Source organism: Mycobacterium sp. (assembly GCF_019243155.1).
GTDB lineage: Bacteria > Actinomycetota > Actinomycetes > Mycobacteriales > Mycobacteriaceae > Mycobacterium.
Window position 1 is genome coordinate 1 of sequence record NZ_JAFAUS010000316.1, and the last position, 2,306, is coordinate 2,306.

Sequence of the window (2,306 nt, forward strand, 5' to 3'; positions counted from 1 at the left end):
GCACCCGTTCCCACTCCGCGTGCTCCTGCTTGAGCAGCAGGCCCGAGGCGCCCACCCCGGCACAGGTCACGACGCGGGTCGGCACGCCGTGCTCGCGTACGGTTTGCCCCATCGCGGCCGACACCGCGCCGGGATCGCTGACATCACAACCGATATCGCCACCCTTGAGGTCCCACACCACGACGTCGTGGCCCGCGTCGCGCAGCCGTCCGGCGACCTCGAGCCCGATGCCCGAGGCTCCGCCGGTGACCAGCGCGGTCGCACGGGCGGTCATCGGGCGGGGCCGATCAACTCGACAAGCACGCCGTCGGGCGCGGTGATGACCGCCATCGGGACCGTCTTACCGCCCGGGGCCGGCATGGTTATTCGACGAACACCGTCGGTGAAGCCCAATTCGGCTAGCGTGCCGAGTGTTTCGTCGACGTCGCGCTCCAGGGAGAGTAGGAAGAGCCCGTGCCGGGGTCGCTGGGGTGGTGCCGACGCATCATCGGCGTCGTCGAACACGACAAGTTCGACGATGCCGGCATCGGGTGTCTGCGGATCGCCGAGGAAAACCGACTGCAACCGGTCGGTCTTGGCGCCGAACAGTTCTGGCCAGTCCCCGGTGAAGGTGTGGTCGAACAGCTCGGCGAGTCCCAGGCCGTCACGCCAGAACTTCTTCGAGCGCTCCACGTCGGCGGTACAGATCGCGGCATGGTGGACACCCAACATCGGCTTCCTCTCGATTGCAGAGCCTGCCCCCCATCATGCAACGTCGAGGGTTGCTTGCCTACATCTTGATCGCGGGTATCAGCCTGCTGACATTCCAGAGTCGGTCCCGCCGCGCGGACAGGCACGAGATTGCCAGAGCGAACGCCGATATCGCGACCAGCACGACAATCGCCTGCCAGAGTCTGCCGTCGATCCCACCCAGGATGAGCTGTCGAAGTCCGTTGACGCCGTATGTCATCGGGTCGAACCGATGCAGCACCTGGAAGGGCCGTGACGTCGTTTCCACGGGATACATGCCGCCCGCACTGACCAGCTGCAGCATGAGCAGGGCCATGATCAATACGCGGCCCACGGCCGGACCGACCAGTGCGTTGATCGCCTGCGTCGCGGCCACGAACGCAGCGGAAATGAGGATCATGAAGCCCAGCATCGCCACCGGGTGAACCACGTGCATACCGAGGCCGAAGCGGACGACGCAGTACAGAATGGCCGCCTGGAATATCGCGATCACACCCGCGGGTAGGTAGCTGGCGAGCACCACCCGGATCGCGAGCACCTCCGCGGCGATCGCGCGGCTCTGCAAGGGCCGCAGCACCATCCACAGCACCAACGCACCGAAGAACAAGGCCAGCGTGAGGAAGAACGGGGCCATGCCGGTGCCGAAGTTGGGCGCGGCGTTCTCATGCGAGGCCTCGAGTTGCACCGGGCCGCCGATGGTGTCGGCGACGGCGTCCTTTTGCTGAGTTGTCCAGTTGGGCACCTGCTTGGCCCCGTCGGCGAGTTTGGTCGCGAGCTCGGCCGATCCCGTCTTGAGTTGGTGTGCGCCGTCATCGAGTTTGGCTATGCCACCGGCCAATTCGGCATTGCCGGTGGCGAGCTGCTGGGCCCCGTTGCGCAGCTGGTTGAGCTTGTTTGTCAGCTCTTGACCCTTGCTGCCGACCTGGTCGAGGGCCGATCCGAGCGGACTGCCCGGGTTCCGCAAACCCGATGTCATGGCGATCGCCGCGTTCTGCGCGTCGGTGAGCTGCTGGCGGATCTGGGGAGTGAACTGGTGACCACGGAGCTGATCTTGGATGCCGCGCAGGTTGTTCGCCAGCGGATCCTGTCGGGCTGACAGCTGATCGATCACCGATGACAGCGAGTTTGCGGCTGCGTCCTGCGCCGTGGCGATACCACCGATCTGATCGTTGACCTGTTGTAGCGCATTAGCGCCCTGTTGCAGTTGCTGTGTGCTGCCGCCAATTTGCGACACCGCTTTGGTCACGGCGAGCAGCGGATCGGTGGCCTCGTTGATGCCGTCGGACAGTTGCTTGGCACCGGTGGCCAATTGCGCCGAGCCGGACCGGGCTGTGTCCAAACCGGTCGCCAGCTGACCCACGCCGTTGTCGAGTTGCGCGGCCCCCTCGGCGGCCTGCTTGATACCCGCGCCGGACGAAACCACCACGGACAGCACCTGATTGACCGCCTGTCCGGATATCCGGCTCGATACCGCGTTGAGTACCTGGCTGATCGCAGTGCGACCGATACTCGTTGAGATGTAGTTGTTGGCGTCGTTGTAGACGGCGATCAGGTTGGCCTGTCTTGGTTGCCCGGTC

At 65.2% G+C, this 2,306-nt stretch carries 2 protein-coding genes and 1 pseudogene; all 3 read right to left on the reverse strand.

Translation table 11 applies throughout. The features are described 5' to 3' along the window. A pseudogene (locus tag JOZ00_RS16110) lies at positions 1-274 on the reverse strand (SDR family NAD(P)-dependent oxidoreductase); the annotation flags it as partial. Further along, positions 271-711, reverse strand: a complete 441-nt coding sequence (locus JOZ00_RS16115) for a VOC family protein (protein WP_293345254.1) — start codon at positions 709-711, stop codon at positions 271-273. The pseudogene JOZ00_RS16110 and the gene JOZ00_RS16115, both read right to left, overlap by 4 nt. Before the next feature lie 58 nt (positions 712-769). Beyond that, positions 770-2,306: YhgE/Pip domain-containing protein (locus JOZ00_RS16120; RefSeq protein WP_293345256.1), on the reverse strand; the 1,537-nt coding region annotated here is incomplete at its 5' end.